Below are 23,277 nucleotides of genomic sequence, written 5' to 3' on the forward strand. Positions count from 1 at the left end.
GCGAGGGGGCTCAGTTCAGGTCGTAGGCCTGGACGCCGAGGTCGCGGCTGTCGTACCAGTTGCCGCGGGCCCAGAACACCCGGTCGTGCGCCTCGTCGAAGCCGAGCACGCCGAGGTAGCCGGCGATGTCCAGGCGGCGCCAGGATGAACCCCAGTCGTCCGAGTAGTACACCGCGTTGGCAGAGACGCTCGCCGGCTCCTCGTCGGGATACAGCCACAGCGGCACTTCGTAGTGGCTCATGGTGTTGGCCAGCAGCACATTCCTGCCCATGTAGAACTCGCGCAGCCCGGAACTGGACGGCAGGGGCCAGAACGGGCTGGGCAGCTTGCCGGTGATCTTCCATTCGAGCGCGTCGCGATCGAGCTCGGCGATCAGCGAGCGCGATTCGTCCGGGTGGTCGAGCACTGCGATCACCCGACCGTCCATGTTCTGTTCCAGGCGCTCGACGGCCACGCCGTCGGTGCGCCGGATCGCGCCCATCTGCCAGCGTTCGCCCTCGCGGCGCAGTTCGGCCTGGGTGGTGACCAATATCGAGCTGGTCAGGTAGCGCCCCTCGGGTGGGCCATAGCGGAAGGTCTGGCTTACCCAGATCGCGGCGCGCTCCGCGTCCAGTTGGGCGACGTGTGCCTTGATCTGCCCGTGCTTGCCGTTGTAGTCGCCCCAGTTGACGCCGTTCGGCGCCAACTCGCGGGCGTAGGCGAGGTCGACCAGCAGCGGCGCGGAGGTGGCGATCGACTCGACACTGGCGCCGCGGTCGGGCGAATAGAACAGCCCGCTCGGCTGGCCGGGTTCCCGGCCGCCATCGGCACCGCCGTATTCGAAATCACCCCAGACCCAGACTTCATCCTTGCCGTGGAAGCGCGGTGCGAGAGCCCAGCCCAGTCGATTCGCCTCGGCCATGAAGCCTTCCTCGAGCCGCCGCCAGCTCTTGCCCTGGTCGTCGCTGCGCAGCACCACTGTCTGCTCGCGCTGACCGTTGTCCTTGCCCGGGCGCCGCAGGCCGGTGAGCAGGAAGACGCTGGAACCGTCCGGCGTGACTTCCAGGCAGGCGGTCTCGCCGAGCCGCGCCACTTCGTGGAACACGCCGTCCGCGCCCAGGCGCGAGACATAGGTGGTTTCCGGATCGCCGCCGGATAGCAGCATGCCGTTGAGGAAGTTGAAGAGGTGGGGTTCGGACTCTTCTTCCCTGGGCTGGGCGGCCGCCACCAGGTCCAGGTCGATGACGCCCTCGGGCAGAGCCTGCTCGTCGCGGCCGACCTCGCGCCGGCCTACCAGCCAGGTGCCGGCGGGCGTCGCCCGCACGCCGGTGCAGAATTGCTCCATGGCGCGCTGGTCGATGTTCTCGACCTTGCCGACGGTGCTCTCGCCGGGGCTGGCGCCGCCTATCTCGAACTTGGCGCTGGTGAGGATCCAGATGAAACCGAGGGGAATCGCGCCTGCGACCAGCAGGGCGGCGGCGAGCAGGGGCATGGGAGGGGAAGGGCGGGCCATCGGTGCGTCCGTGCAGGAATGACGAGGACGTCACCTTAACCGCTGCCGCGACGCCGGTAAACCCGGCTTCAGTGCGGCGCCTGGCGTGGGTTGACGTTGCGGTTGCCGCGCTCGCCGATGAGCATCTGCGGCGGTACCAGCTCGATGCCCTGGGCGCGCAGCTTCGGCAGCTCCCGCGCCAGCACGTCGAGGGTGGCCTTGTGCGGGTGGCCGATGAGCAACGCCGAACCCTGCTTGCGGGCCAGGGCGACGCCGGCCTGCAGTTGTGCGGAGACCGCTTCCGGTGTGGCTTCGTTGTCGAGGAACACATCGCGCGAGACGCTCGCCAGGCCGATCCGCTGCGCCTCGCTGGCGGCCACGGTGGCGGCGCTGGTGCGGCTGTCGACCAGGTACAGGCCGCGACGCTGGAGTTCCTCGGCGAGCCAGGCCATCGCCGGGCGCACCGCGGTCATGCGGCTGCCCTCGTGGTTGTTCAGGCCTTGCACGAACGGCACCTTGGCCAGCGCCGCGTCCAGCCGCCGCGCACGCTCTTCCTGGGTCAGCTCCGGCCGCCAGGCGTAGGGACCGCCGGCCGGGTCCATCGGCATGTGCAGGATCACCGTGCGCCCGCGCTGGTGCGCCTCGCGGGCCAGTTCGGCGGCATGCGGGGTTTCCGGGATGATCGCCAGGGTTACGCCGGGGGGCAGGTCGAGAACCCGGCGGTCGCGTGCCAGGTTCTGCCCGAGGTCATCGATGACCACGGTCAGCAGCGGCGGGCGCTGGTAGGGGACGGGGTCCTGGCGGGCCTGGGCCTGGTTGAACAGCAGGCACAGGCCCAGCAGGGCAACGCGGAACGCCGACATCAGTTGCCGCGGGTGACGCTCAGGCCTTTCAGCAGGCTAAGGGCCTGGCTGAGCTGGTAGTCGGAATCCTGCGGGCGCTCGCTCGGCGCGGCACGCTTGCCGGTGGGGCGGTCGGCGCCGCCGTTGCCGTTGGCCAGGTGGCCCTGCAGGTCGGCTTCCTTGAAGCCCTCGAAGCTGCTCCGCTCCTGGGTCACCTTGGCGCGTCCGACTTCGATGTCCGGAACGATGCCCTGGGCCTGGATGGAGCGCCCGTTGGGGGTGTAGTAGAGCGCGGTGGTGAGCTTCAGGGCGCGGTCGTTGTTCAGCGGCAGCACGGTCTGCACCGAGCCCTTGCCGAAGCTGTCGGTGCCCATCAGGATCGCGCGCTTCTGGTCCTGCAGGGCACCGGCGACGATTTCCGCCGCCGAGGCGCTGCCACCGTTGATCAGCACCACCAGCGGAACCTTGTCGCTGGGATCGGCCGGGTCGGCGCTGAAGCGCAGCTCGGAGTTGGCGATGCGGCCCTTGGTGTAGACGATCAGGCCCTTGGTGAGGAAGGCGTCGGCTACCTCGACGGCGGACTGCAGCACGCCGCCGGGGTTGTTGCGCAGGTCCAGGACCAGGCCCTTGAGACGGCCCTTGTTGTCCTTGCGCAGCTGGTTCAGCGCCTTGACCACTTCCTCGCCGGTGTTGACCTGGAACTGGGTGATGCGCAGGTAGGCGTAGCCGGGTTCGAGGACCTGGCTCTTGACACTCTTGACCTTGATGATGGCGCGCTTGAGTTCGACGTCGAACGGTCTGCCGCCATCGCGGACGATGGTCAGGGTGATCGGGGAGCCGGCCTTGCCGCGCATGCTGTCGACCGCTTCGGTCATCGACTGGCCCTTGGTCGGCTTGCCGTCGATCTGCACGATCAGGTCGCCGGGCTGGATGCCGGCGCGGGCCGCGGGGGTGTCGTCGATCGGCGAGACCACCTTGATGAAGCCGTCTTCGCTGCCGACCTCGATGCCCAGGCCGCCGAACTCGCCGCTGGTGCTTTCCTGCAGCTCGGCGAAGTCCTCCGGGCCGAGGTAGGCGGAGTGCGGGTCGAGGTTGCTGAGCATGCCCTTGATGGCGTTCTCCAGCAGGGTCTTGTCGTCCACTGGCTCGACATAGGCGGCCTTCACCCGGTCGAGAACCTCGGCGAAGGTACGCAGCTCGTCGAGGGGCAGCGGGGCACTGCTACCGTTGGCCAGTGGCGCGGCGTCGGCCGGGGCGTCGGCAGCCTGGGCCGCGCCCGCGCCGAGCAGCAGGGCCAGCGCCAGGGTGGTGGGACGGAAGCAATGCAGCATGTTCAGCTCCTAATCACGAGTTCGGCGCCTATCCCTGCGCGCGGCACCAGGTAGTAGGGTCCGCCGGGCGGCCCTGATGGCGAATGGCGAAGTACACGGCCGGGCTACTCTGGCCGCCGCTGGTTCCAACGGTGGCGATCGGGTCTCCGGCCTTCACGGTGTCGCCGGCGTCTTTCAGCAGGCTTTGATTATGGCCATAAAGGCTGAGGTAGCCGCCACCGTGGTCGAGGATGACCAACAGGCCGGCTCCGCGCAACCAGTCGGCGAATACCACGCGTCCGCCGTGCACCGCGCGGACGGTGCTGCCGGCGCTCGCCGAAATCAGTACGCCGTCCCATTTCGCCCGCGGATCGTCGCCGCGCTGGCTGCCGAAGCGCGCCACGACGCGGCCATTCACCGGCCACGGCAGCTTGCCGCGGGCCGAGCCGAACGCGCCGCCGTAGACCGCGCCAGTGCTTGAGACCAGCGGGCCCGGCGCAGGTTCGCGCGGCGGGCTGGTGACTCGTCCGGGGGCGGCCCGCTGCTGGCGCGCACGCTCGCGTTCGGCGGCCAGCGCGCGCTGGCGCTCGCGCTCCGCCGCGGCGGCTGCTTCGCGGGCCTGACGGGCCAGGGTTTCCTCGATGGTCCGCAGTACCTTGGCCAGCTCGGCCTGGTCCTGTTGGCGGGACTTGAGCTTCTGGTCGCGTTCGCGGTAGTCGCTGTTCAGCTTGGCCAGGGCTTGCTGGCGCTCCTTGCGGGTCGCTGCCAGCGCCTCGCGGCGGCTGTCCAGCTCGCCTTGCTTGCTCAGTTGTTCGGCTTTCTGCGCAGAGATGTCCTGCTCGACGTTGGCCAGCTGGCGGAGGGTTTCGTTGAAGCTGGCGAGCTGTTCGAGACGGGCTTTGTTGATGTAGTCGTAGTAGGTGAGGGTGCGGCTGAATTTTTCCGGGTGTTCCTGGTTCAGCAGCAGCTTCAGGTATTCCTCGCGTCCACTCTGGTAGGCCGCGCGGGCCTGGATGGCGAGGAGGCGCTGCTGCTCAATGCGCGCGTCCTGGAGTTTTTTTTTCTCCCCATCCAGCCGTTTCAGCTCGGCTTCGCTCTTGTCCAGCTCGTCCTGCAGGGCCTTGATCTGTTTTTCCAGGTCGCCCATCTCGGTCTCGGTGGACTTCAGCTGCTTCTGCACGCCGCTCTTTTCCTGCTGGATGCCGTCCAGCAGCTTCTTCAGCTCGCCGATGTCCTTCTGCGTCTGTTCCAGCTGGCGTTGGGTGTCGGCGCGCTCGTCGGCGAAGGCCGGAGCGAGACAGGCGAGGGATAGCAGGAGAGGAAGGAGGCGGAGCATGGGGTGGCGGGCACCTGGGAATTGGACCGGCCTAGTATGCCCGTGGCCGCCGTTAAAAAAAACGCCCCGCACCGCGCGCTGTGGGGCGCTTCCACGTATTTCAGCCGGATGGCAGCGGCGGATGTCGTCGACGACGAAGGCCACGGGCATCAGGCGGGTCTGTAGAGCGGGTAGGTGAACAGCAGCAGATGCGTCAGGTTCAGCCCGAAGTGGAACAGCGTCGCCACCCACAGGCGGCCGCTCCACAGCCAGGCCAACCCGTAGATCAGCCCGGCGAGGCCGGCGAACAGCATCAGCAGCGGGCCGCCGGCGAAGTGCGCCAGGCCGAACAGCGCCGAGGCCAGCGCCAGGGCGGGCCAGGGGCCCAGCCATTGGCCCAGGCGTTGCTGCAGGTAGCCGCGGAACAGCGCTTCCTCGGCAAGGGAAACGAAGAACAGGTTGGCCAGGACGAACTGCCAGAGCCAGGCCGGCGCGTGGAGTTCCGGCCGCAGCAGGCCGACGCCGACAGCCAGCAGAAGCAGCGCCGGCACCGCCGCCACGAGCAGCAGCCAGTACCAGGGGCGGCCGGGAGCGCGGGCTTCGTCGCGGAACAGGCTCGGCAGGCAGGCCAGTAGCAGGAACGGCACCAGTGCCTTGTCGAAGTTGAAGTACATGGTGAACGGCAGGCTCTGCGGGCCGACCACCGCCTTGTCCAGGATCCTGGGGTTGGCGAAGCCGGGTAGCAGGTGCAGGAACAGGCCCACCGCGCCGGCGACCAGCAGCAGCTCCAGGCCCAGGGCCCAGGCGCGGCGTGCCGCCAGGCGCCGGCGCAACAGGGCGAGGACGCCCAGTGCAGCCAGGGCGGCGACCGCAGGCGGAGCGAGAACCCCGTCGTAGAAGGCGAGGCAGCAGGTCGCGAGCAGCAAGACGAGGGCCAGCAGGCGCTGGAAGGACAGGGCGAGGAGCGAGGTGGCGAGGAGGAACCACATCGGCGGAAATCCTTGTAGGGCAGATGGAAAAGACAGCGCGGGCAAGGCTAGCACGGGCCTCGGCGACGTAGCGGGAGGCAGGGGGAAGACGCGGAAAATGAAAACCGCGGCACACGTCTCGACGCCGCGTGGCCAGGCCTGTCGGCCGATCGGCAGCGTTAAAGCGGGGAAGGTGGCGTCGAGGAAACGGGGCGCGGCGCCCGGCCCGCTACGGCGGATAACGTCGCAGGCGTTCTCCGCCGATGGCCTGCAGAAGCGGCGGATAACCGCGACGCGGTTATCCGCCCTGCGCGGGAGTTCGTCGTTCGCGGATCAGCCGAGGATGACGATGCTGCGACCGGTCATTTCCGCCGGCTGCTCCAGCCCCATGAGGGTCAGCATGGTCGGCGCCACGTCGGCCAGCACGCCGCCTTCGCGGATGCTCAGCTTGCGCTTGCCGACGTAGACGAAGGGCACCGGTTCGCAGGTGTGCGCGGTGTGCGCCTGGCCGGTGGACTCGTCTTCCATCTGCTCGACATTGCCGTGGTCGGCGGTGATCAGGGCTTCGCCGCCGACCTTGTCCAGCGCCTCGACGATGCGCCCCATGCAGGTGTCCAGGCACTCCACGGCCTTGACCGCGGCCTCGAACACGCCGGTGTGGCCGACCATGTCGCCGTTGGCGTAGTTGACCACGATCACGTCGTAGCGCTGTTGCTCGATGGCCTCGACGATACGGTCGGTGACTTCCGGCGCGCTCATCTCGGGCTGCAGGTCGTAGGTGGCGACCTTCGGCGAGGGGATCAGGATGCGCTCCTCGCCTTCGTAGGGTTCCTCGCGGCCGCCGGAGAAGAAGAAGGTCACATGGGCGTACTTCTCGGTCTCGGCGATGCGCAGCTGGGTCTTGCCATGCTTGGCCAGGTATTCGCCGAGGACGTTGGTCAGCGGCTCCGGCGGGAAGGCACAGGGCGCCGGGATGCTCGCCGCGTACTGGGTCAGCATGACGAAACCTGCCAGTTGCGGGGCTCGTTCGCGGGGGAACTCATTGAATGCCGGCTCGACGAAGGCGCGGCTCAGCTCGCGAGCGCGGTCGGCGCGGAAGTTCATGAAGATCACCGCGTCGCCATCCTCGACCCGCACCGCTTCGGCGCCGGCCGGGACCACCGCGGTGGCCTTGACGAATTCGTCGCTCTCGCCGCGGGCGTAGGCGGCCTCGAGGGCTGCCACCGAGGAGTCGGCGGTGAACTCGGCCTTGCCGTCGACGATCAGTTCATAGGCGGCCTGGACGCGGTCCCAGCGGTTGTCGCGATCCATCGCGAAATAGCGGCCGATGATCGAGGCGATGCGGCCCTTGCCGAGCCCGGCGAAGGTGGCGTCGAGACGCTCCAGCGACGGTTGCGCGCTTTTCGGCGGGGTATCGCGGCCATCCAGGAAGGCATGCAGGTAGATCTTGCCGGCGCCGCGCCTGGCGGCCATCTGCGCCATCGCCACCAGGTGGTCTTCATGGCTGTGTACGCCGCCCGGAGAGAGCAGGCCGAGGATGTGCACCGCCTTGTCGGCGGCGACGGCCTTGTCGACCGCCCCGGCGATCACCGGGTTTTCGAAGAATTCGCCGTCGCGGATGGCCTTGGTGACGCGGGTGAAGTCCTGGTACACCACGCGGCCTGCGCCGAGGTTCATGTGGCCGACCTCGGAGTTGCCCATCTGGCCGTCGGGCAGGCCGACGTCCATGCCGGAGCCGGAGATCAGGCCGTGCGGCTGGGTCGCCAGGAGGCGATCCCAGACCGGCTTCTTCGCGGCGTAGATGGCGTTGTAGTCAGGGCTTTCGCTGTGGCCGAAGCCGTCCAGGATGATCAGGACCAGGGGTTTGGGCGTGGCAGTCATATGTCCGGCTCTATTTCCGCGGGGTTCAGAAACTGACCAAATTTAGTGGGAACATTGTCGTTCAAAACGTAGGAAGAGGCTGATTGATTAAACCGATGACGCCGATCCGCAACCGAATGCCGCTATCCTCGCTCCCTCTGTCCTGCCCGAGCCGTGCCCGGGCCGGAACTGGCCAGCTTCACAGAAAAGGACCGGCATTCTAACCGTGAAGTTTCCCGCGACGCCATTTCCTGGAGCCGAGCGGGGCGCCGCCCGGCGGGTTCCCCCCTGGCCGGCGCGGTCTGTATACTGGCCGGCATTTTTACGCCCTGGATATCCGTCACCATGCAATTCGTTTCCCGTCTGATCGAGTTCGCCACCAACCACTACCTGCTGGTCGCGGCGCTGCTGGTCCTGCTGGTCCTGCTGTTGCTGCACGAGCTGCGCAAGGGCGGCAAGAGCCTGTCGACCCGCGAGCTGACCGCGCTGGTCAATGCCGACCAGGCGGTGGTCCTGGATATCCGTCCGGCCAAGGAGTTCGCCAGCGGGCACATCGTCGACGCGCTGAACATCCCGGCCGACAAGCTGAACAGCCGCATGACCGAGCTGGAAAAGTACAAGGGCAAGACCATCATCCTGGTCGACGCCATGGGCCAGCACTCCGGTACCTGGGGCGGCGTCCTGAAGAAGGCCGGCTTCAACGCCGCCAAGCTGTCCGGCGGGATCGGCAGCTGGCGCGGCGACAACCTGCCGCTGGTGAAGTGACATGCCGCCCGTCGTGATCTACACCACCGCCTGGTGTCCGTACTGCATCCGCGCCAAGCAGCTGCTGCAACGCAAGGGCGTGGACTTCCAGGAGATCGCCTGCGACGGCAAGCCCGAACTGCGCGCCGAGCTGGCACGCAAGGCGGGATCGACCACCGTGCCGCAGATCTGGATCGGCGAGACCCATGTCGGCGGCTGCGACGACCTTCATGCACTGGAGCGCGCCGGCAAGCTGGACGCGCTGCTGTCTGCCTGAAACCATTCATGAATTGACCCAAGGGAAGGCCCGAAAATGACCGAGCAAGCTACCAACGGCGCTGCCGACGAGCAGCAACCCCAGTTCTCCCTGCAGCGCATCTACCTGCGCGACCTGTCGTTCGAGTCGCCGAAGTCCCCGGAAATCTTCCGCCAGGAATGGAACCCGTCCATCAGCCTGGACCTGAACACCCGCCAGAAGCAGCTGGACGGCGACTTCTACGAAGTGGTCCTGACCGTATCGGTGACCGTGAAGAACGGCGAGGACACCACTGCCTTCATCGCCGAAGTGCAGCAGGCCGGCATCTTCCTGATCAAGAACCTCGATCCGTCGAGCATGAGCCATACCCTCGGCGCGTTCTGCCCGAACATCCTCTTCCCGTACGCTCGCGAAGCCCTGGACAACCTGGTGGTACGCGGTTCGTTCCCGGCGCTGATGCTGTCGCCGGTGAACTTCGACGCCCTCTACGCCCAGGAAATCGCCCGCATGCAGGCCTCCGGCGAAATCCCGACGCCGTCGGTCCAGTAAGCCCAGCGCTTGCGAGAAAGCCCGCCTTGCGCGGGCTTTTTCATGCCTGCCGGCCGGCTCAGTCCATGGCGAAGCCGAGCTGGCGCCAGGCTTCGTAGACGGTCACCGCCACCGTGTTGGACAGGTTCAGGCTACGGCAGCCTTCGCGCATCGGCAGGCGCAGGCGCCGATCGGTTGGCAGGGCGTTGCGCACGTCCTCCGGCAGTCCGCGGCTTTCCGGGCCGAAGAGGAAGGCATCGCCGCGCTGGTAGGCCACTTCGTGGAAGGCCCGCGACCCCTTGGTGGTGAAGGCGAACAGGCGTGGCTGGCCGAGGGCCTCGAGGCAGCTCTGCAGATCCGGGTAGCGGCGTACGCTGGCGTATTCGTGGTAGTCGAGGCCGGCACGGCGCAAGCGCTTGTCGTCCAGTTCGAAACCGAGCGGCTCGATCAGGTGCAGACTGCATCCGGCGTTGGCGCAGAGCCTGATAATGTTGCCGGTATTCGGAGGAATCTCCGGTTGAAACAGGATGACGTGGAACATGCAGGGCTCCGGAGCAGATAACGGGCGGCATTCTACCTCCGCCATCGATGATCTGCGGCGCCAGCGCTGGAAAGTCTGGGGTGCGCTGGTGCTTGCCGGGTTGTTGTTCGGGCTGATGCTCGGCAGGTTGTTCGGTCCCGCTTCGCTGCCGACGTCTGCGCCGCAACTGCTGGCGGTCGGGGAGAGCGAGCAGGGCCTGGTCCTGCGCTTCGATCGCCAGGCTGCGGTTACGGCGGCACGGGTGGAGGGTGCCCTGACGTTGCGCATCGTCGCCCGGGGCGCGGCGCAGCAGGGAGACGGGCGATGGCTGGGCCAGCCGTTGCGCTGGCGCGTCCGCGAGGAGGGAAAGGCGCTGCTGTTGAGCCTGGTCTCGACCCGCCCCTTGCAGGGGCGCTGGCAGTGGTCGGAGGACGGCGAGGGCTGGCGCCTGGTCGTCGAACTGCAGGAGCGCGACGGCCGGGAATAAAAGGGGGAATTCTCAGCCTGCCTGTACCGAGGTCCCCAAACGGGAGGGCGGAGGCGCGGATCGCTGCGCTGCCGCCGGGCATAAAAGAGGGGAGTTCTCAGCCTGCCTGTACCGAGGTCCCCGAAACGGGTGTGGCGGTTGCGCGCGGATGCTGCGTCTGCCGCCGGGTGTAAAAGAGGGGATTCCCCAGCCTGCCTGTACCGAGGCCCCCGAAATCTTCGTTATCTGCTCCAATGCAGGGGCTGTGCCAATTCTCATGAGACGCTGGCGGCGCGCTCGCTTTCCTGAAGGGTTGTGGATAAGTCTGTGGGCGAGCTGGTGATGAATGCCTCTGGAAGCCCGTGGATCAAGGGCTTGGCGGCATCCCAGGGGTTTGTGGGAAGTCGATTGCGGAAAAATGACGGAGCGGGCTTTTCCGCCAGCGATTGATGCCGATTTGTCGCCTGCTGGTGCACGCTGCCCAAAATCCGGGCAAGGGCCGCTGCCCCGCCGAACCGGCGGATAACCGCGATGCGCCCTACGCCGCGGTTTGATCGACGGTGCCGGCGGGCGCTCTGCCGAGGCTGGGGCTGTGCTGCGGACGGTAGGGCGAATAACGCCATAGGCGTTATCCGCCGCGGCCCTGCACAACCGGCGGATAACCGCGATGCGGTTATTCGCTCTACGCCACGGTTTGACCGACGGTATCGGGCGGGCGCCCTGCCGAGGCTGGGGCGGCGTCTCGCTTGGCAGGGGCGCGCGACGGACCATGAAAAACGGGGCCCGAAGGCCCCGTTGGGTCGCTCATGGGAGCAGTGGCGCTTCAGTCGTCGCCTTCGTCGTCGGCTCCATCGACGTTCATCCCCAGCTCCTTGATCTTGCGGGTGAGGGTATTGCGGCCCCAGCCGAGCAGCACGGCGGCATCGCGGCGGCGGCCGGCGGTGTGCTTGAGGGCGGTTTCTATCATGATCCGTTCGAAGGCCGGCACGGCGCTGTCCAGCAGGTTCGACTGGCCGCGGCCCAGCGCCTGGTCGGCCCACTGGCGCAGGGCCTGTTCCCAGTTCGCCGCCGGCGCGCTGTCCTGCGGCTGGGTCAGCAGCTCCGGCGGCAGGTCGTCGATGTGCACCTCGCGGCCGGAGGCCATCACGGTGATCCAGCGGCAGGTGTTCTCCAGTTGTCGGACGTTGCCCGGCCAGCCGAGGTTCTTCAGGTACTCCTCGGTTTCCGCCTTCAGCAGCTTGGGTTCCACCGCCAGCTCCTGGGCGGCGCGGCTGAGGAAGTGCCGGGCCAGCGCCGGGATGTCCTCGCGGCGGTCGGCCAGCCGTGGGATGTGGATGCGGATCACGTTCAGGCGATGGAACAGGTCCTCGCGGAACTTGCCGTCGCGCACCAGGCTTTCCAGGTTCTGGTGGGTGGCGGCGATGATCCTCACGTCGACCTTCACCGGCGTGTGCCCGCCGACCCGGTAGAACTCGCCGTCGGCCAGGACGCGCAGCAGGCGGGTCTGGGTGTCGGCCGGCATGTCGCCGATCTCGTCGAGGAACAGGGTGCCGCCATCGGCTTGCTCGAAGCGTCCGCGGCGCTGGGCGGCGGCCCCGGTGAAGGCGCCCTTCTCATGGCCGAACAGCTCGGATTCCATCAGGTCCTTGGGGATCGCCGCCATGTTCAGCGCGATGAATGGCGAGGCTGCGCGCGGGCTGTGGCGATGCAGGGCATGGGCGACCAGCTCCTTGCCGGTACCCGATTCGCCGTTGATCAGCACGGTGATGTTGGAATGGCTGAGGCGGCCGATGGCGCGGAATACCTCCTGCATCGCCGGCGCCTCGCCGATGATCTCCGGCGTGCGCGCCTGGTTCGCCGGCAGCTCCAGGCCCTGCTGCTCCTGGGCGTGCTGGTTGGCGCGCTTGACCAGGGAGACCGCCTCGTCGACGTCGAACGGCTTGGGCAGGTATTCGAAGGCGCCGCCCTGGTAGGAGGCCACCGCGCTGTCGAGGTCGGAATGCGCGGTCATGATGATCACCGGTAGGCGCGGATGCAGTTCGCGGATCTGCGCCAGCAGGTCGAGGCCGCTGGCGCCGGGCATGCGGATATCGGAGATGATCACGTCCGGCTGCTGCCGGCCGAGGCGGCCGATCACGCTGTCGGCGCTGTCGAAGCTCACCGTGGTCATGCCTTCCTGCTGCAGGGCTTTTTCCAGTACCCAGCGGATGGAGCGGTCGTCGTCGACGATCCAGACGGTCTCTGATCGGCTCATGGTCAATGCACTCCTTGTTCCAGGGGCAGGAACAGACTGAACACGGTATGGCCGGGGTGGCTCTCGCATTCAATCAGCCCCTGGTGCTGGCTGATGATGTTCTGGGCGATGGCCAGGCCGAGTCCGGTACCGTCCGGACGGCCGCTGACCATGGGGTAGAAGATGGTTTCCTGGAGCTCGGCCGGAATGCCCGGGCCGTTGTCGATGATCTCCACCTTGCACACCAGGCGGTGACGCGTGTGGCCGATGGTGAACTGGCGCAGGGTACGGCTGCGCAGGGTGATGCGACCGAGGCGCAGGTCGTTCTGCCCGGCGATCGCCTGCATGGCGTTGCGTACCATGTTGAGCACGGCCTGGATCATTTGCTCGCGGTCGAGCAGCAGGTCGGGGATGCTCGGGTCGTAGTCGCGGACCAGGGTGATGCTGCCCTGGCTCTCCGCTTCCACCAGGCTGCTGACCCGCTCCAGCACTTCATGGATGTTGGTCGGCGCCAGGTTCGGCAGTTTGTTCGAGCCGAGCATGCGGTCCACCAGGTTCCGCAACCGGTCGGCTTCTTCGATGATGACGTTGGTGTAGTCCTTCAGCGACTCTTCCGGCAGCTCGCGGGATAGTAGTTGCGCTGCGCCGCGGATGCCGCCGAGCGGGTTCTTGATCTCGTGGGCGAGCCCGCGCACCAGCAGCTTGGTGGTCTCCTGTTTGGACAGCTGTGCTTCTTCGCGGGTGATCCGCATCAGCCGGTCGCGCGGATGGACCTCGAGCAGCAGCAGCGTCTCGTTGCGGTTGAGGATGGGCGTCACCGCATAGTCGACCGTGATGCTGACGCCGGTGATAGAGGTCAGGGTCGCTTCGCGCTTGGTGAACGGATGCGCCTGTTCCACCGCCTGGCGCAGCGAGTTCAAGGCTTCCGGCGATTCGGTGAACAGCTCGCTGATGAATTGCCCGTGGCTGCGCTGGCCGCTCACGGCCAGGAGCATCTCCGCTGCCGGGTTCATGTACTCCAGGCGCAGTTCGCCGTTGAGCAGGATCACCGCGGTGGTCAGGTTGTCGAGCAACAGTCGGTGCAGGGTATCGGTCGGCATGGCGGGCAGCTGTTCCAAGGTTGGGCAGGAAAATGCAAAAAGCAAACCAGGCGCCGAAAAGGCGCGTTTTTTCTGCCGAGGCGCTGGCTAGAGGTGCGCCGGGAAGGTTTTCGGCGACGAGCGGTGACCCGAAATGGGGACAGTATAGAAAGTGGTGCGGGTAATCGCACCAATCTGGTGCGTTGACGTGGCCGGCGGCGTTTTCGCCAGGAGAGTCGGGAAAAAAACCGGAAAATCCCGCCCACGGCGGAGTGGGCAGGGGAAGTTCGGCTAGCGCTCGCTCGGCTGTACCGCGCTGACCAGCGGCGTATCGACCTCCGGCAGGGGTTGCCCGGCGATGCTCACTCGATGCAGGTGGAAGGGCTGGCTCGGGGTGCTTTCGACGGTCATGCCGTCGCCATCGATGATTTCCACTGCGACCTGGTGGGTGCCGCGATCGAGGTTCTTCAACGGGAACACCGGGCTGCGTCCCGGCGCTCCGGCAGGCTTGCCGTCGAGCAGCAGGCGATAGCGATGGCCGGGCAGCAGCGCCGGCTCGCTGGTGACGGTGACGATGACGTCGCCGCTGTTGGCGCGCAGGGTTGCGTCCGGTTCGGGGAAGAGGATGCGCAGTAGCTGGTAGGCCGGCGGCTTCACCTCCAGCGGCGCGGCGGGCGGACGATAGCGTATGCCCGGCGGCGCCACGCTGTTGCCCGGCGCCAGTTCGACGCGTTGGGCCTTGCGCCCGCTGGGGGGCTGGTCGGTGTAGACGCGGTTGCCCTCGGCGTCGATGTAGGTGTAGACCCCCGCTTGCGCGGCGCAGGCCAGGCACAGCAGGAGGGCGCCGAGAATGCGCGGGATCATCGCTTCTTCCCGAGGTGCACGCGCTGCACGGTGAAGGTCACCGGCGGGCTGGATTGCAGCACCCGTTCGCCGTTGAGTACCTGTACCGCGAGGCTGTGGTCGCCGCGGTCGATCTCGTGCAGGGTGAAGCGGGTGCCGCCGCTGGGCGTGCCGTAGGGTTTGCCGTCCAGCACCAGTTGCAACTGGTGGCCGCTGTGCAGGGCCGGGCGGATGCTGACGCTGACGTTGAAGGTGCCGTTGTTGGCGCGCAGCGCCTCTTCCGTGGGGAGGTCGCTGAGGGCAAGGATCTCGTAGGCGGCAGCCTCGCTATCGGCGGCCGGGGCATTGCCCGCGGAGGACTTTTCCGGCGTGTCGATTCCTACGGTATTGGTCGGCTGCAGTTCGACGGTCTGCGCCTGCACCCCGTCTGGCGGCTGGTTGGTGAATACCTTGTTGCCGTTGGCGTCGGTGTATTGGTAGATCTGCGCCATGGCCGGCAGGGCGGCGGCCAGGAGCAGGCAGCTGGTGATCAGGCGCATGGACGGTCTCCGGGTGAACCTGCCAAGCGTTGCACCGCATCGGCGCGCTGGCAAGCCGTGCATTGTGCGGCATGCGGGTATTCGAAGGTGTGCGCTGGGGCACGTTGGCGGTCGCTGTGCCCGCCGCGCGGCTGCGTTCGTCTCAGCCGGCACTGGCGGGGCGAACCCTCGTTGCGCCAGAGTGTCTGTGCTTGCGCCGCCGGCCGGCGGCCCCGTTCGAAACGGCGGGTGTCCGGCTTGTATGATGCGGCTGTTTCGGTTTCTCACCTTGGGGACTGCCTTTCTCGTGCCGATCATCGCCCGCTTCACCCTTCGCTCCCGCGTCCTGGCGGCCCTGCTGCTGTGCCTCTGCGCCGCCCTGTTCTACTCGCCGCCGGGCGCCGCGGCGCTGCCGAACCCGTTGGCGGGGAGTTCCTCCGGTGGCGAGAAGGTCAGCGATGCGCAGTTGGAACAATCGCTGAACCAGGTCATCCAGACCCTGGAGAACGACAGGCAGCGCGCCGACCTGCTGAAAAAGCTGAAACAGCTGCGCGACGTGACCAAGAAAGGCAAGGAAAGCGAGGGTGGGGTGCTGGGGCTGATCGGCGATACCCTGACCAGCCTGGAAAAGCAGTTCCAGGGCGCGAACAGCCCGGTCGCGTTATGGGGCAACCAGTTCCAGCTGGCGCGTGCCGAACTCGAGGAGCGCTTTCCCAGCTGGCGCGACCTGCCGGCGATGGTCTTCGATTTTTCGGTGGTGATCCTCCTCTGGGCCTGCCTGGCCAGCGCGCTGCTCTGGCTCAGCCGGCGCATGCGCGAGCGCTTCGGCCTGTCGGCGGAGTTGCCGCAGCATCCGAAGACCCGCGACCTGCTGCTGTTTTCCCTGCGCAAGCTGGGCCCCTGGCTGGTGGCCTTCCTCATCACCCTGTACCTGTCGGTGGTGCTGCCGGACTCCCTGAGCAAGACCCTGGCGATGGTCATGGCCTATGTGCTGGTCTGCGGCACGCTGTTCTCCGCGCTGTGCGTGATTTCCCTCTCGCTGCTCAGCGGCCCGCACCGCCAGCGCGCCCTGGATATCCTGCGGCGCCAGGCGTTCCGCCCGTTGTGGCTGATCGGCAGCCTCGCCGCGCTGGGCGAGGTCGCCCACGATCCGCGGCTGATCGCCGGCCTCGGCGAGCACACCTCGATCTGCCTGAGTACCCTGGCCAACGCTAGCGCCGCGCTGTTCACCGCGCTGTTCGTGATGCGTTTCCGCCGGCCGATCGCCCACCTGATCCGCAACCAGCCGCTGGAGCGCCGCCTCAAGCGCCGTAGCCTGCACGACCTGGTGCAACTGGTCGGCTCGCTGTGGTTCGTACCGGTGCTGGTGCTGGTGGGGATTTCCCTGTTCGCCACCTTCGTTTCCGCCGGCGACAGCAGTTCGGCGTTGCGCCGGGCGTTGGTCTGCGCGGTGCTGGCGGTGGTGGCGATGACCGTGATCGGGCTGATCCGCCGCCGTTCCAGTCGGGTCGGCGCCGGCCCGCGCCGCAGCGCGCCGTACATCGAACAGTTGCAAAGCTTCGGCTACACCCTGCTGCACATCTTCGTGGTGCTGTTCTTCATCGAGGTCGCCTTGCGCGTCTGGGGCATGTCGCTGATTCGCTATGCGGAAGGCGAGGGCGAGCAGATCAGCATGAAGGTGGTCAGCTTCGGCACCACTCTGCTGGTCGCCTGGCTGATCTGGATCCTCACCGATACCGCGATCCAGCACAGCCTCGGCCTGGGCGGCAAGAGCCGGCCGAACACCCGCGCGCTGACCATGCTGCCGCTGATCCGCAACGTGCTGTTCGCCACCATCGCGGTGATCGCCCTGATCGTCGCCCTGGCCAACATGGGCATGAACGTCACCCCGTTGCTGGCCGGTGCCGGCGTGATCGGCCTGGCCATCGGCTTCGGCGCGCAGTCGCTGGTGGCGGACCTGATCACCGGCCTGTTCATCATCATCGAGGACTCGCTGTCGATCGACGACTACGTCGACGTCGGCGGCCACCTTGGCACGGTCGAGGGCCTGACTATCCGTACCGTGCGCCTGCGCGACCTGGACGGCGTGGTGCATACCATCCCGTTCAGCGAGATCAAGAGCATCAAGAACTACTCGCGCCAGTTCGGCTACGCGATGTTCCGCTGGCCGGTGCCGGCGAGCATGCCGATCGACGACGCGGTGGCGCTGGTGCGCGAGGTCGCGATGGAGCTGCGCAGCGACCCGGCGGTCTACCGTAACCTGTGGTCGCCGATGGAATTGCAGGGCGTGGAGAGTTTCGACAACGGCCAGGCGATCCTGCGCTTCCGCTTCAAGACCGCGCCGATCAAGCAGTGGGAGGTCCAGCGGGCGTTCAACCTGCGCCTGCGTCGGCGCCTCGACCAGGCCGGCCTCGAACTGTCCATGCCGCGTCTCAACGTACAGTTGAGCCGGGCGCCCAAGGCGAAATCCGCGGAACCGGACGAGCAGGGCACGCCGGCGGACGGTGGCATCTAGCGCGACAGGATGACCCGGCAGATGCGGCGCATGTCGCGGTCGTCGATGCCGTCGCACTGCCACGGCGCACGCGATACCACGGCTCGGCACTGGCGGCGCATGTCGCGGCTGTCGATGTCGTCGCAGCGCTTGCGGTCGCCGCGGACGATGGCGCGGCACTGGCGGCGCGTGTCGCCGTCGCGGATGTCGTCGCAGTCGTAGCGCTGTCCCGGCGCCAGCAGCGCGCCGCAGTAACGCCGCAGGTCGCGGCTGTCGATGTCGCCGCAATCCCCGCTGTCGCCGCGCTCCAGGGCGTTGCACATGCGCCGCAGGTCGCGGTCGCGGATATCGCGGCATTCGGTGGCGGCCTGGGCGGGCAGGCTGAGGACGACGGCGAGCAGGAGCCAGAGAGAGTGACGCATGGACGGTCCTTATCCTTGGGGCGGGGAGCGCGGCAAGTCTAACCGAACGGCGCGGCGAACTTTGCGTTTCTCCATGGGCCGGCCCATAAAAAAGGCCTCCCGAAGGAGGCCTCAAGAGGGTGACTCGTTGTTATAGGAAACGTTGGATCAGACGCTGTAGTACAGGTCGTATTCCAGCGGGTGCACGAAGGTGCGCACCTTGATCTCTTCTTCGCTCTTCAGCTCGATGTAGGCATCGATGAACTCGTCGGTGAACACGCCGCCCTTGGTCAGGAACGCGCGGCCCTTGTCGAGTTCTTCCAGCGCCTCTTTCAGGCTGCCGCAAACCTGCGGGATTTCCTTCGCCTCTTCCGGCGGCAGGTCGTACAGGTTCTTGTCGGCGGCATCGCCGGGGTGGATCTTGTTCTGGATGCCGTCCAGGCCGGCCATCAGCAGCGCGGCAAAGGCCAGGTAGGGGTTGGCTGCCGGGTCCGGGAAGCGCGCTTCGATACGGCGGGCCTTCGGGCTGGATACGTAGGGGATACGGATCGAGGCGGAACGGTTGCGCGCCGAGTAGGCCAGCATCACCGGAGCTTCGAAGCCCGGGACCAGGCGCTTGTAGGAGTTGGTCGAGGGGTTGGTGAAGCCGTTCAGGGCCTTGCCGTGCTTGATGATGCCGCCGATGAAGTACAGGGCGGTCTCGGACAGGCCGGCATAGCCTTCGCCGGCGAAGGTGTTCTTGCCGTCCTTGGAGATCGACATGTGCACGTGCATGCCCGAGCCGTTGTCGCCGTACAGCGGCTTCGGCATGAAGGTCACGGTCTTGCCGTAGGCGTCGGCGACGTTGTGCACGCAGTACTTCAGGGTCTGCACTTCGTCGGCCTTGGCGACCAGGGTGTTGAACTTCACGCCGATCTCGTTCTGGCCGGCGGTTGCCACTTCGTGGTGGTGGACTTCGACCACCAGGCCCATTTCTTCCAGGGCGTTGCACATGGCGGTGCGGATTTCATGGTCGTGGTCGACCGGCGGTACCGGGAAGTAGCCGCCCTTCACGCCCGGGCGATGGCCCTTGTTGCCGGACTCGATGTCGGCGTCGGTGTTCCAGGAAGCCTGCTCGGAGAAGATCTTGAACATCGAGCCGGAGATGTCGGACTTGAACTTCACTTCGTCGAAGATGAAGAACTCCGGTTCCGGGCCGACGAACACGGTGTCGCCGATGCCGGTGGACTTCAGGTACTCCTCGGCGCGCTTGGCGATGTTGCGCGGGTCGCGCTCGTAGCCTTGCATGGTGCTCGGCTCGATGATGTCGCAGACCAGGATCAGGGTCGGCTCTTCGGTGAACGGATCGAGGACGGCGGTGCTGTCGTCCGGCATCAGGATCATGTCGGAGGCTTCGATGCCTTTCCAGCCGGCGATGGAGGAGCCGTCGAACATCTTGCCGGCTTCGAAGAACTCATCGTCCAGCGCGTCGCGAGCCGGCATGGTGACGTGTTGCTGCTTGCCCTTGGTATCGGTGAAGCGCAGGTCTACCCACTTCACGTCATGGTCTTTGATCAGTTGGTGCGACTTGTACGACATGCTGTCCTCCAGGAGGGATTAGAGCTGGGAGCTTTTTCTGTGCCCCAGTATCGGGTGATGCCGGCCGGAATACTCCGCCAGGGCAACCTGCCTCACAAGTGAGCAAGTTGCGTGCCAGTGCCCGGAATCGGGCAGGGCCCCATGTTTGGCGGGGCCAGGTCTTCTTCAGGGTAGCTGGGCGGCCTTCGGGTGCACCGTTATGGTGCTCCATGTTGGTGCATCATTCCATTTTGGTGCAGCAAAAATAACTGTGCATATTTCTGCTCAATACGTGAGCAATTTCAGATATAATTCCGCCCCTTTTTTTCCGTCGCCCCGCGCGTTCGCGTCCCTCGCATGAAACTCATCGTCAAGACCTTCCAGGAAATCACCATCAAGAGCCGGCCGGTGCGCAAGCGCTTCATCCGGCAGTTGGCGAAGAACATCCGCGCGGTGCTGCGCGACCTGGACCCGGAGCTGAAGGTCGAGGGCGAGTGGGACAACCTTGAGGTAGAGACCGCCGTGGTCGACGCCAAGGCCAGGCGCGAGATGATCGAGCGCCTGACCTGCACCCCGGGCATCGGTCATTTCCTCGAGGTCCACGAGTATCCGCTGGGCGATTTCGACGACATCCTCGCCAAGTGCAAGGCGCACTTCGGCGACCAGTTGGCCGGCAAGACCTTCGCCGTGCGCTGCAAGCGCGCCGGCAAGCACGCGTTCACCTCGATGGAGGTGGAGCGTTACGTCGGCAGCGGCCTGCGCCGCGAATGCGGGGCTGCCGGGATCGACCTGAAGCAGCCGGAAGTCGAGGTGCGGATGGAAATCCGCCTCGACCGCCTGTTCGTCATCCATCGCCAGCATCCGGGCCTGGGCGGCTATCCGCTGGGCGCGCTGGAACAGGTGCTGGTGCTGATGTCCGGCGGCTTCGACTCGACCGTGGCGGCCTACCAGATGATGCGCCGCGGGATGATCAGCCACTTCGTGTTCTTCAACCTCGGCGGGCGCGCCCACGAACTGGGGGTGATGGAAGTCGCCCACTACCTGTGGGAGAAGTACGGCCGCTCGCAGCGCGTGCTGTTCGTCAGCGTGCCGTTCGAGGAAGTGGTCGGCGAGATCCTCACCAAGGTCGACGACAGCTATATGGGCGTGACCCTCAAGCGCATGATGCTGCGCGCCGCCAGCCGCGTGGCCGAGCGCCTGGAGCTGGACGCGCTGGTGACCGGCGAGGCGATCTCCCAGGTGTCCAGCCAGACCCTGCCGAACCTCTCGGTGATCGACCGCGTTACCGACACCCTGGTGCTGCGCCCGCTGATCGTCAGCCACAAGCAGGACATCATCGACACCGCCCGGCAGATCGGCACCGCCGAGTTCGCCCGGCACATGCCGGAATACTGCGGGGTGATCTCGGTGAACCCGACCACCCAGGCCAAGCCCTACCGCGTCGAGCACGAAGAGTCGAAATTCGACATGGCGGTGCTCGAGCGCGCCCTGGAGCGCGCCACCCAGCGCACCGTCGACCGGGTGATCGACGAACTCGGCCAGGACCTGCAGGTGGAAGAGGTCGGCGAGGTGCTGCCCGGTCAGATTGTCATCGATATCCGCCATCCTGATGCCCAGGAAGACGAACCCCTGGCCCTGGAAGGCGTCGAAGTCCAGGCGCTGCCGTTCTACGCGATCAACAGCCGCTTCAAGGAACTGGACGCCAACCGCCAGTACCTCCTGTATTGCGACAAAGGGGTGATGAGCCGCCTGCATGCCCATCACCTGCTCAACGAGGGGCACACCAATGTGCGTGTTTATCGTCCGGCTTAAGCAGCCGGGCTTGTTCGGCGGCAGCATCCGCCACCGTCCTCCCGACACGTCCGCCGCCTAGGCCGATGCCCGCCCTTCGGCGTGCCGGCCGGACCGGGGCAGCGTCCGCCTGCTGCCCGCCCCTTAATTGAAGAAGCCTGTCGTGTCGGGCGCCGCCCTGTCCGACCCCACCACCGCCGCGAAGCTGCGCTTCGGGCGTTAAACGAGACAAGACTTGTGATCGAAAATCTGCGCAACATCGCCATCATCGCCCACGTCGACCATGGCAAGACCACCCTGGTGGACAAGCTGCTGAAGCTGTCCGGCACCCTCGACCGCAAAGAAGCGGAAAGCGAGCGGGTGATGGACTCCAACGACCAGGAAAAAGAGCGTGGCATCACCATCCTGGCGAAGAACACCGCGATCAAGTGGAACGGCTACAACATCAACATCGTCGACACCCCCGGTCACGCCGACTTCGGCGGCGAGGTGGAGCGCGTGATGTCGATGGTCGACTCCGTGCTGCTGGTGGTCGACGCCCAGGACGGCCCCATGCCGCAGACCCGCTTCGTGACCCAGAAGGCCTTCAAAGCCGGCCTGCGTCCGATCGTGGTGGTGAACAAGATCGACCGCCCGGGCGCGCGTCCGGACTGGGTCATCGACCAGATCTTCGACCTGTTCGACAACCTCGGCGCCACCGACGAGCAACTCGACTTCCCGATCGTCTACGCCAGCGCCCTGAACGGCATCGCCGGCCTCGACCACGAGAAGATGGACGACAACATGGACGCGCTGTTCCAGGCGATCATCGACCACGTCCCGGCCCCGGTGGTGGACACCGAGGGTCCGTTCCAGATGCAGATCTCGCAGCTGGACTACAACAGCTTCCTCGGCGTGATCGGTATCGGCCGCATCACCCGCGGCAAGGTCAAGTCCAACACCCCGGTGGTGGCCATCAGCGACGACGGCAGCAAGCGCAACGGCCGCATCCTGAAGATCATGGGCCACCACGGCCTGCAGCGCGTCGAGGTGGCCGAGGCGGAAGCCGGCGACATCGTCTGCGTCAGCGGCATGGAGGAGCTGTTCATCTCCGATACCCTGTGCGACCCGCAGAACGTCGAGGCGCTGCCGCCGCTGACCGTCGACCAGCCGACCGTGAGCATGACCTTCCAGGTCAACGATTCGCCGTTCGCCGGCCGCGAAGGCAAGTTCGTCACCAGCCGCAACATCAAGGAGCGCCTGGAGAAGGAACTGCTGCATAACGTGGCGCTGCGCGTCGAGCCGGGCGACAGCCCGGAGAAGTTCAAGGTTTCCGGCCGTGGCGAACTGCACCTGTCGGTACTGATCGAGACCATGCGCCGCGAAGGCTTCGAGCTGGCCGTGGGCCGCCCGGAAGTGGTGATCATCGAGAAGGACGGCGAGAAGCAGGAGCCCTACGAGAACGTCACCATCGACATCGAGGAGCAGCACCAGGGCTCGGTGATGGAGCAGATGGGCCTGCGCAAGGGCGACCTGAGCAACATGATTCCCGACGGCAAGGGCCGAGTGCGCCTGGAGTACACCATTCCGGCGCGCGGCCTGATCGGCTTCCGCAACAACTTCCTGACCCTGACCTCGGGCACCGGCATCCTGACCTCGACCTTCAGCCACTACGGTCCGATCAAGGCCGGCGAAGTCAGCAACCGCCAGAACGGCGTACTGGTCTCCATGGCCACCGGCACCGCGCTGACCTACTCGCTGGAGACCCTGCAGAGCCGCGGCAAGCTGTTCCTCGGCCCGGGCGACGAAATCTACGAAGGCCAGTTGGCCGGCATCAACAGCCGTGACAACGACCTGGTGATCAACCCGACCAAGGGCAAGAAGCTCGACAACATGCGCGCTTCCGGCAAGGACGAAGTCATCGCCCTGGTTCCGCCGATCCGCTTCACCCTCGAGCAGGCGCTGGAGTTCATCGCCGACGACGAGCTGGTGGAAGTGACGCCGAAGTCGATCCGCCTGCGCAAGAAGATGCTCAACGAGAACGACCGCAAGCGCTACGAGCGCAGCAAGGTCTAAACCGTTGCCGTACCGGCGCGCCGCAA

The 23,277-nt window shown here is 66.5% G+C and carries 20 protein-coding genes; 7 read left to right on the forward strand and 13 right to left on the reverse strand.

The features are described from left to right. Positions 1–10: 10 nt before the first annotated feature. The 6 genes from FOC67_RS28260 to gpmM all read right to left on the reverse strand — a co-directional run bounded on the left by FOC67_RS28260 (position 11) and on the right by gpmM (position 7,787). Entirely contained in the window at positions 11–1,492 is a 1,482-nt protein-coding gene (locus FOC67_RS28260; protein WP_009314448.1) for a hypothetical protein, read from the reverse strand. Between the two features lie 68 nt (positions 1,493–1,560). Next, positions 1,561–2,334, reverse strand: coding sequence for a divergent polysaccharide deacetylase family protein (locus FOC67_RS28265; RefSeq protein WP_003096069.1), 774 nt, complete (start codon positions 2,332–2,334; stop codon positions 1,561–1,563). Then, positions 2,334–3,644 carry a proteolytic complex protein CptA gene (gene cptA / locus FOC67_RS28270; RefSeq protein WP_003096067.1) on the reverse strand — a complete coding sequence of 437 codons (1,311 nt, stop codon included), beginning with the start codon at positions 3,642–3,644 and terminating at the stop codon, positions 2,334–2,336. Before cptA ends, FOC67_RS28265 begins: the two co-directional genes overlap by 1 nt. 28 nt (positions 3,645–3,672) lie before the next feature. Then, positions 3,673–4,959, reverse strand: a complete 1,287-nt coding sequence (locus tag FOC67_RS28275) for a murein hydrolase activator EnvC (RefSeq protein WP_174707759.1) — start codon at positions 4,957–4,959, stop codon at positions 3,673–3,675. Positions 4,960–5,108: 149 nt separating this feature from the next. Next, a complete protein-coding gene (locus FOC67_RS28280) occupies positions 5,109–5,927 on the reverse strand; it encodes a CPBP family intramembrane glutamic endopeptidase (protein WP_009314444.1) in 819 nt (272 codons plus the stop codon). A 312-nt stretch (positions 5,928–6,239) separates the two neighbouring features. After that, the gene (gpmM, locus tag FOC67_RS28285) at positions 6,240–7,787 is read right to left on the reverse strand and encodes a 2,3-bisphosphoglycerate-independent phosphoglycerate mutase (RefSeq protein WP_003096060.1); all 1,548 of its coding nucleotides are present in this window, start codon (positions 7,785–7,787) and stop codon (positions 6,240–6,242) included. Between the two features lie 324 nt (positions 7,788–8,111). Between gpmM and FOC67_RS28290 the strand changes: the two genes are divergently transcribed. Genes FOC67_RS28290 through secB form a run of 3 tightly spaced genes read left to right on the forward strand, consistent with a single transcriptional unit; the run spans position 8,112 to position 9,315 of the window. After that, entirely contained in the window at positions 8,112–8,531 is a 420-nt protein-coding gene (locus FOC67_RS28290; protein WP_003096058.1) for a rhodanese-like domain-containing protein, read from the forward strand. A gap of 1 nt (position 8,532) precedes the next feature. Beyond that, on the forward strand, positions 8,533–8,787 hold the full coding sequence (gene grxC, locus FOC67_RS28295; RefSeq protein ID WP_003096057.1) for a glutaredoxin 3: 255 nt from the start codon (positions 8,533–8,535) through the stop codon (positions 8,785–8,787). Between the two features lie 36 nt (positions 8,788–8,823). Beyond that, the gene (secB, locus tag FOC67_RS28300; protein ID WP_003096050.1) at positions 8,824–9,315 is read left to right on the forward strand and encodes a protein-export chaperone SecB; all 492 of its coding nucleotides are present in this window, start codon (positions 8,824–8,826) and stop codon (positions 9,313–9,315) included. 58 nt (positions 9,316–9,373) lie between these two features. Here the strand turns inward: secB and trmL are convergent, their stop codons facing one another. Continuing rightward, positions 9,374–9,835, reverse strand: a complete 462-nt coding sequence (trmL, locus tag FOC67_RS28305) for a tRNA (uridine(34)/cytosine(34)/5-carboxymethylaminomethyluridine(34)-2'-O)-methyltransferase TrmL (RefSeq protein ID WP_003096047.1) — start codon at positions 9,833–9,835, stop codon at positions 9,374–9,376. Between trmL and FOC67_RS28310 the strand changes: the two genes are divergently transcribed. Continuing rightward, entirely contained in the window at positions 9,834–10,301 is a 468-nt protein-coding gene (locus FOC67_RS28310; RefSeq protein WP_003096038.1) for a hypothetical protein, read from the forward strand. The two genes, trmL and FOC67_RS28310, sit on opposite strands and share 2 nt — an antisense overlap. Before the next feature lie 802 nt (positions 10,302–11,103). On the opposite strand, the gene ntrC is transcribed toward FOC67_RS28310, so the two are convergent. From ntrC to FOC67_RS28330, 4 genes are all read right to left on the reverse strand, one after another. Continuing rightward, the gene (ntrC, locus tag FOC67_RS28315; RefSeq protein WP_003104661.1) at positions 11,104–12,534 is read right to left on the reverse strand and encodes a two-component system response regulator NtrC; all 1,431 of its coding nucleotides are present in this window, start codon (positions 12,532–12,534) and stop codon (positions 11,104–11,106) included. Between the two features lie 2 nt (positions 12,535–12,536). After that, positions 12,537–13,613: a two-component system sensor histidine kinase NtrB gene (gene ntrB, locus FOC67_RS28320; protein ID WP_003096033.1), complete on the reverse strand. Its 1,077-nt coding sequence runs from the start codon at positions 13,611–13,613 to the stop codon at positions 12,537–12,539. Positions 13,614–13,883: 270 nt separating this feature from the next. Continuing rightward, positions 13,884–14,456: a DUF4124 domain-containing protein gene (locus FOC67_RS28325; RefSeq protein ID WP_003096027.1), complete on the reverse strand. Its 573-nt coding sequence runs from the start codon at positions 14,454–14,456 to the stop codon at positions 13,884–13,886. Next, positions 14,453–14,974 (reverse strand): DUF4124 domain-containing protein, encoded by a 522-nt coding sequence (locus FOC67_RS28330; protein ID WP_003096024.1) that lies wholly within the window; start codon positions 14,972–14,974, stop codon positions 14,453–14,455. Before FOC67_RS28330 ends, FOC67_RS28325 begins: the two co-directional genes overlap by 4 nt. Before the next feature lie 286 nt (positions 14,975–15,260). Between FOC67_RS28330 and FOC67_RS28335 the strand changes: the two genes are divergently transcribed. Then, entirely contained in the window at positions 15,261–17,468 is a 2,208-nt protein-coding gene (locus tag FOC67_RS28335; protein ID WP_003111156.1) for a mechanosensitive ion channel family protein, read from the forward strand. Here FOC67_RS28335 and FOC67_RS28340 read toward each other — a convergent pair. After that, positions 17,465–17,869 carry a hypothetical protein gene (locus FOC67_RS28340; protein ID WP_009314441.1) on the reverse strand — a complete coding sequence of 135 codons (405 nt, stop codon included), beginning with the start codon at positions 17,867–17,869 and terminating at the stop codon, positions 17,465–17,467. The genes FOC67_RS28335 and FOC67_RS28340 overlap by 4 nt on opposite strands. Before the next feature lie 147 nt (positions 17,870–18,016). Beyond that, positions 18,017–19,426 (reverse strand): glutamate--ammonia ligase, encoded by a 1,410-nt coding sequence (gene glnA / locus FOC67_RS28345; RefSeq protein ID WP_003096016.1) that lies wholly within the window; start codon positions 19,424–19,426, stop codon positions 18,017–18,019. Between the two features lie 336 nt (positions 19,427–19,762). Between glnA and thiI the strand changes: the two genes are divergently transcribed. Continuing rightward, positions 19,763–21,217: a tRNA uracil 4-sulfurtransferase ThiI gene (thiI, locus tag FOC67_RS28350; protein WP_003096011.1), complete on the forward strand. Its 1,455-nt coding sequence runs from the start codon at positions 19,763–19,765 to the stop codon at positions 21,215–21,217. 216 nt (positions 21,218–21,433) lie between these two features. After that, positions 21,434–23,251 (forward strand): translational GTPase TypA, encoded by a 1,818-nt coding sequence (typA, locus tag FOC67_RS28355; protein WP_003096009.1) that lies wholly within the window; start codon positions 21,434–21,436, stop codon positions 23,249–23,251. The last annotated feature ends 26 nt before the right edge of the window (positions 23,252–23,277 follow it).

This window comes from Pseudomonas sp. FDAARGOS_761, from assembly GCF_013343155.1.
GTDB classification, from domain to species: domain Bacteria; phylum Pseudomonadota; class Gammaproteobacteria; order Pseudomonadales; family Pseudomonadaceae; genus Pseudomonas; species Pseudomonas aeruginosa.

Bases quoted from the DNA above. Each gene is read 5' to 3' on its own strand.
- FOC67_RS28260 (WP_009314448.1), bottom strand. From the start codon at position 1,492: ATGGCCCGCCCTTCCCCTCCCATGCCCCTGCTCGCCGCCGCCCTGCTG.
- FOC67_RS28265 (WP_003096069.1), bottom strand. From the start codon at position 2,334: ATGTCGGCGTTCCGCGTTGCCCTGCTGGGCCTGTGCCTGCTGTTCAAC.
- cptA (WP_003096067.1), bottom strand. From the start codon at position 3,644: ATGCTGCATTGCTTCCGTCCCACCACCCTGGCGCTGGCCCTGCTGCTC.
- FOC67_RS28275 (WP_174707759.1), bottom strand. From the start codon at position 4,959: ATGCTCCGCCTCCTTCCTCTCCTGCTATCCCTCGCCTGTCTCGCTCCG.
- FOC67_RS28280 (WP_009314444.1), bottom strand. From the start codon at position 5,927: ATGTGGTTCCTCCTCGCCACCTCGCTCCTCGCCCTGTCCTTCCAGCGC.
- gpmM (WP_003096060.1), bottom strand. From the start codon at position 7,787: ATGACTGCCACGCCCAAACCCCTGGTCCTGATCATCCTGGACGGCTTC.
- FOC67_RS28290 (WP_003096058.1), top strand. From the start codon at position 8,112: ATGCAATTCGTTTCCCGTCTGATCGAGTTCGCCACCAACCACTACCTG.
- grxC (WP_003096057.1), top strand. From the start codon at position 8,533: ATGCCGCCCGTCGTGATCTACACCACCGCCTGGTGTCCGTACTGCATC.
- secB (WP_003096050.1), top strand. From the start codon at position 8,824: ATGACCGAGCAAGCTACCAACGGCGCTGCCGACGAGCAGCAACCCCAG.
- FOC67_RS28310 (WP_003096038.1), top strand. From the start codon at position 9,834: ATGCAGGGCTCCGGAGCAGATAACGGGCGGCATTCTACCTCCGCCATC.
- trmL (WP_003096047.1), bottom strand. From the start codon at position 9,835: ATGTTCCACGTCATCCTGTTTCAACCGGAGATTCCTCCGAATACCGGC.
- ntrC (WP_003104661.1), bottom strand. From the start codon at position 12,534: ATGAGCCGATCAGAGACCGTCTGGATCGTCGACGACGACCGCTCCATC.
- ntrB (WP_003096033.1), bottom strand. From the start codon at position 13,613: ATGCCGACCGATACCCTGCACCGACTGTTGCTCGACAACCTGACCACC.
- FOC67_RS28325 (WP_003096027.1), bottom strand. From the start codon at position 14,456: ATGATCCCGCGCATTCTCGGCGCCCTCCTGCTGTGCCTGGCCTGCGCC.
- FOC67_RS28330 (WP_003096024.1), bottom strand. From the start codon at position 14,974: ATGCGCCTGATCACCAGCTGCCTGCTCCTGGCCGCCGCCCTGCCGGCC.
- FOC67_RS28340 (WP_009314441.1), bottom strand. From the start codon at position 17,869: ATGCGTCACTCTCTCTGGCTCCTGCTCGCCGTCGTCCTCAGCCTGCCC.
- glnA (WP_003096016.1), bottom strand. From the start codon at position 19,426: ATGTCGTACAAGTCGCACCAACTGATCAAAGACCATGACGTGAAGTGG.
- thiI (WP_003096011.1), top strand. From the start codon at position 19,763: ATGAAACTCATCGTCAAGACCTTCCAGGAAATCACCATCAAGAGCCGG.